This window comes from Bacillus sp. AP50, from assembly GCF_040492675.1.
GTDB lineage: Bacteria > Bacillota > Bacilli > Bacillales > Bacillaceae_G > Bacillus_A > Bacillus_A cereus.
Map to the genome: position 1 here is coordinate 1 of NZ_JBEUTW010000297.1, position 4,461 is coordinate 4,461.

The following is a 4,461-nucleotide window of genomic DNA, read 5'->3' on the forward strand; positions in this document are numbered from 1 at the left end:
ACCTAGCAGGGGGATATTCGTTGTGGGGCACTATATAAGCTATTCATTTTTCAAGAACGGTCTATATTCCTATATCTTAAAAAGAGAATTAAGAATAGGACACAAGGAGGAATTATTATATGGATGGGAATACTGCAAAAAACATAGAATTTCAAGCTGATAACACTGCAGTAAAAAATGAGAAATATCTAGACCCTAAAAAGTGGCATAAACAGGATACTACCTGGGCATTGAGCCTTTTTGGAACAGCAATTGGAGCAGGAGTACTCTTTTTACCGATTAATGCAGGTTCAGGTGGTTTATTATCATTGCTGTTAATTACATTACTTGCATATCCTGTTATGTATTATTCACATAGGGCGCTTGCTAAAATGATTTACGCTTCGAACTCTGCCGATGAGGGGATTACAGGTACAATAAGAGAGTATTTTGGAAATAAGGCAAGTATCATTTTTAATCTTGTATATTTTGTCTCCATTTATACGATCGTGCTGATGTACTCGGTCGCACTTACAAATACCGCTAGTAGCTTTATCGTGCATCAATTGCACATGTCGGAGCCTCCAAGGTCCATTTTATCGCTTGTTTTAGTACTCGGTCTTATCGCTATACTAAATTTTGGTCAAGATATAACTGTAAAGATCATGAGCATGCTAGTGTATCCTTTTATAGCTTCTCTACTTTTTATCGCAATATCTTTGATTCCACAGTGGAATACGTCAATGCTTAGTTTTTCAGCTGTTTCTACTGCTTCAACAGGAACAGGATATTTAGGAACGATATGGATGATACTTCCAATTATAGTATTCTCGTTTAATCATTCGCCTATGATTTCGTCATTTGTTATGAAACAGAGAGCTACGTATGGAATAGATGCTACTGATGCTAAATGTGCTCAAATACAAAAAGTTTGTTATATTATGACATTCGTAGTTGTTATGTTCTTTGTTTGGAGCAGTACCTTAAGTTTGACTCCAAATGATCTTAAGGTGGCAAAAGAACAGAACTTGTCAATCCTATCATATCTTGCTAATGAGCTTAATTCGCCAGTAATCACTATTGCAGCTCCTATCATTGCATTTGTGGCTATTACAAAGTCTTTCCTTGGTCATTATATAGGAGCGTATGAGGTAATGCGTGACATGATTATCAAGTCCAGTAAAAAACGTGGGAAAGATATAGGAGAAAAAACAGTTAAGACAATGATTCTTACTTTTGTCGTATTAACATGCTGGTATGTTGCTTATACAAATCCAAGTATTCTTGGAATCATTGATGCCCTTAGCGGTCCGCTAGTTGCTGCTATCTTATGTATACTACCAATGTATGCAATCCATAAAGTATCAGTACTTGCTAAATACAAAGGGAAATCTAGCAATGTATTTGTCATTATTATAGGTATTCTTACTGTCCTAGCAAGTATTAAGTCATTATTCTAATCCACTATTGTTAGTATCGATGCAAAAACCGTGGGATATGGAAAAAAGAAAGATTCTTATCGGAACTGAATTCTATATTGTTAAACTAAAGAAATCATGGTTTTGGACAAACTCCTCACATTGGAGAGTTTGTCTTTTTTTATCATTTTAGCCAAGAAGACCCCTTCCTCAAGGAACGTAAAATAAGTAGGTGGGAGATGAATTGGCTAAAATGATAAACTGGTGACCCCGTATGTAGAAGTAAAAAAGGGGGAAACTATTGTATAATTATCGATAATTTAGGGGGCGCCAAATGAAACATAATAAAGAAGTAACACTTGGGGATTACGTTCAATTTTCATATCGTAAAAATCATAATTTGAAATTAATGGGATTTGTGGTGAATGTTTTACAAAATACAATTGTTGTAGATATTGCGGAAAGAATGGATATCGAGGTAGATGATTTTAGGCAAGTTGTAAAGCATGGTTATTATAATAAAGTGGTTCATAAGCAAATAAAGAATAGTGTTTCATAAAAAGTGCTCCTATATATATAAATTTAGGAGCACTTTTTATGGAGAGAATTTTCGCAAAGATTTTTTTGTCTGAGGTATAAAATTTTCATATAAAAATACGTTTTGAAGATATTTTCTTATTTGTTAATTAATAATTTTTTCAATCTTTATAGCTGTTATGGATTTAAAATATTATTCATAAAAATTTCACATAATTTTATTAAAAAGAAAAATACTAATACTTGTTTTAATACTTTACTTCGAGTCATTAAAACAAATTTACTAACTACGAAACAAGGAGGCATCACTGTGGACATTCGTGAAGGATTAATTCCAACAGCTTTAGGTACAGCAGTGACAGCAGCAGGTTATGCTCTTAAACAAACTCGTGGAACTAATAAAATGATTGCAAATACAGTATTTGGTTTTGGTTTAGCACACGTCGTTTTAGGTGTAATCGATCTTGTTGAACATCGTCGTTAGAACGAAAGGCAAGCATTGATATATGCTTGCCTTTTTGGGAGTACATTTATTATTCATTTTTCAAAATATGTTTGTATGGCGTAATCATTATCAATGTAATTAAATAGTTACACTACAAGGAAATTAGAAAGTAAAACTGTGAGCATTGAATTTTATGAAATGAGATGGTGATGGAATGGAATTTTCTTCTGAAAGTAATACGTATCATGCTGGTGACATTGTTTATATTTTTTACCGAAATCCTCATACTCAAGACGTAGCTAACATACAAGCTGCAGCAGTTGTAAATAATCCTGAAAGACCTAATGAATTAGCACTATTTCTTTACGAAACGTATTATCCACTAACAAATGAGATGGCTATATATGCTACCGAAGATGAGGCAAACCAAGCTTACACTTACTATTATGGTGATATTTCAGAGGGGATGTTAGAATGAATAAGCCATTTATGCCTAAGCTCGTATATTTTGAACCGAAAGCATTAGATTATCCTTTGGGGAAAGAGCTGTTTGAGAAGTTTTCAAAGATGGATGTTGAAATTCGACATACTACTTCCCATAATCAAGTAAGAGATTTGCCAGGGGATAACGATTTTCAAAAGTATCGAGTAGCAAAATCCACGCTGGTTGTTGGTGTTAGAAAAACACTGAAATTCGATACTTCCAAGCCTTCAGCAGAGTATGCAATTCCTTTTGCAACGGGATGTATGGGACATTGTCATTATTGTTATTTACAAACAACGATGGGAAGTAAGCCTTATATACGAACGTATGTAAATGTTGAAGAAATTTTAGATGCTGCTGATAAATACATGAAAGAGCGTGCACCTGAAGTAACAAGATTTGAAGCGTCGTGTACTTCAGATATTGTAGGAATCGATTATTTAACGCATACCCTTAAACGGGCCATTGAGCATTTTGGAGAATCTGAATATGGGAAATTGAGATTTGTTACGAAATTCCACCATGTAGATCATTTACTTGATGCTAAACATAATGGAAAAACAAGATTTCGCTTTAGTGTAAACGCTGATTATGTGATTAAAAACTTTGAACCAGGAACTTCTCCCTTAGCTAAACGAATTGAGGCAGCAGGAAAAGTAGCTAGAGCTGGATATCCTCTTGGTTTCATTGTAGCTCCTATTTACCTGCATGAAGGCTGGAAGGAAGGATACTATCATATGTTTGAACGCCTAAATGCTGAATTACCTCTTGATGCACGGGATGATATTACATTTGAATTTATTCAACATCGTTTTACAAAGCCAGCTAAGAGAGTAATTGAAAAAAACTACCCGATGACAAAATTAGAATTAGATGAAGAGAAAAGAAGGTATAAATGGGGGAAATATGGAATCGGAAAATACATTTATCAAAAAGAAGAAGAAGAGGATATAAAAAACTATCTGTATTCCTATATGAAACAGTTCTTTCCTAATGCAAAACTAGAATATTTTACATAAAAGAAACGAACAAAATTCATTACATCATCAATCTGAAAAATTACTCACTCAAAAAAGTGATATTAGTCAACAATTCGCTAATAAATCATTTGAAAAATTTATATACGAAAGTCTTTTATGTAAAAATATGTTTCATTATGAACTGAATCCCAACAGTTAAACAGAAAAATACAGTGGTTGCATGAATATAAGTCCGGTATTGTACCGGGCTCATTCTTTTTAACGTTGCATCAATTCTTTTGTGAACATATTAATTTGAACATGTTTAAAAACGAACCATCTTTTGACAATGGTATTAGCGCTTTAGAAAGAACTTTCATAAAAAATGGTACTAATAATCCCTCCAAGTATTACTCCCATAGTAGAACCTAATAACAAAAATCTAATTGTTTAATTAGTAATTCTAATCTACCATTTTTTGCTGTACTATCAACTAAAGAAACAGTAAATGGTTGTTGAAACATATTAGAAAATCGAGCAATTAAAGACATAATATTATATTTAGCAAAAGCCGATGCAACTAAAGCTAATTTCTCCCCAACAAGTTGAACTCCATATCCTAAAACTTCTATAGAAGTC

Annotated in this window: 6 protein-coding genes; 5 read left to right on the plus strand and 1 reads right to left on the minus strand. The window is 33.2% G+C overall.

Translation table 11 applies throughout. The annotated features are described in order from the left end of the window. Nucleotides 1–119 precede the first annotated feature (119 nt). From ABWK52_RS20405 to splB, 5 genes are all read left to right on the plus strand, one after another. Nucleotides 120–1,439 (plus strand): aromatic amino acid transport family protein, encoded by a 1,320-nt coding sequence (locus ABWK52_RS20405; protein WP_000348959.1) that lies wholly within the window; start codon nucleotides 120–122, stop codon nucleotides 1,437–1,439. 292 nt (nucleotides 1,440–1,731) lie between these two features. Continuing rightward, complete coding sequence (locus ABWK52_RS20410) at nucleotides 1,732–1,956, plus strand: DUF2187 domain-containing protein (RefSeq protein ID WP_000682214.1); 225 nt, start codon at nucleotides 1,732–1,734, stop codon at nucleotides 1,954–1,956. Between the two features lie 288 nt (nucleotides 1,957–2,244). Next, nucleotides 2,245–2,418, plus strand: coding sequence for a hypothetical protein (locus ABWK52_RS20415; RefSeq protein ID WP_000354585.1), 174 nt, complete (start codon nucleotides 2,245–2,247; stop codon nucleotides 2,416–2,418). Between the two features lie 175 nt (nucleotides 2,419–2,593). Next, entirely contained in the window at nucleotides 2,594–2,857 is a 264-nt protein-coding gene (locus ABWK52_RS20420; protein WP_000396091.1) for a transcriptional regulator SplA, read from the plus strand. Next, a complete protein-coding gene (splB, locus tag ABWK52_RS20425) occupies nucleotides 2,854–3,882 on the plus strand; it encodes a spore photoproduct lyase (RefSeq protein ID WP_001039638.1) in 1,029 nt (342 codons plus the stop codon). Before ABWK52_RS20420 ends, splB begins: the two co-directional genes overlap by 4 nt. Before the next feature lie 368 nt (nucleotides 3,883–4,250). On the opposite strand, the gene ABWK52_RS20430 is transcribed toward splB, so the two are convergent. Continuing rightward, nucleotides 4,251–4,461 (minus strand): lipid II flippase family protein (locus tag ABWK52_RS20430; protein WP_353772099.1); only part of this gene is annotated, 211 nt, incomplete at its 5' end.

What these genes read in the sequence shown, in the direction of transcription:
- ABWK52_RS20420 (WP_000396091.1), top strand. Translation starts at nt 2,594, where the DNA reads ATGGAATTTTCTTCTGAAAGTAATACGTATCATGCTGGTGACATTGTT.
- ABWK52_RS20405 (WP_000348959.1), top strand. Translation starts at nt 120, where the DNA reads ATGGATGGGAATACTGCAAAAAACATAGAATTTCAAGCTGATAACACT.
- splB (WP_001039638.1), top strand. Translation starts at nt 2,854, where the DNA reads ATGAATAAGCCATTTATGCCTAAGCTCGTATATTTTGAACCGAAAGCA.
- ABWK52_RS20410 (WP_000682214.1), top strand. Translation starts at nt 1,732, where the DNA reads ATGAAACATAATAAAGAAGTAACACTTGGGGATTACGTTCAATTTTCA.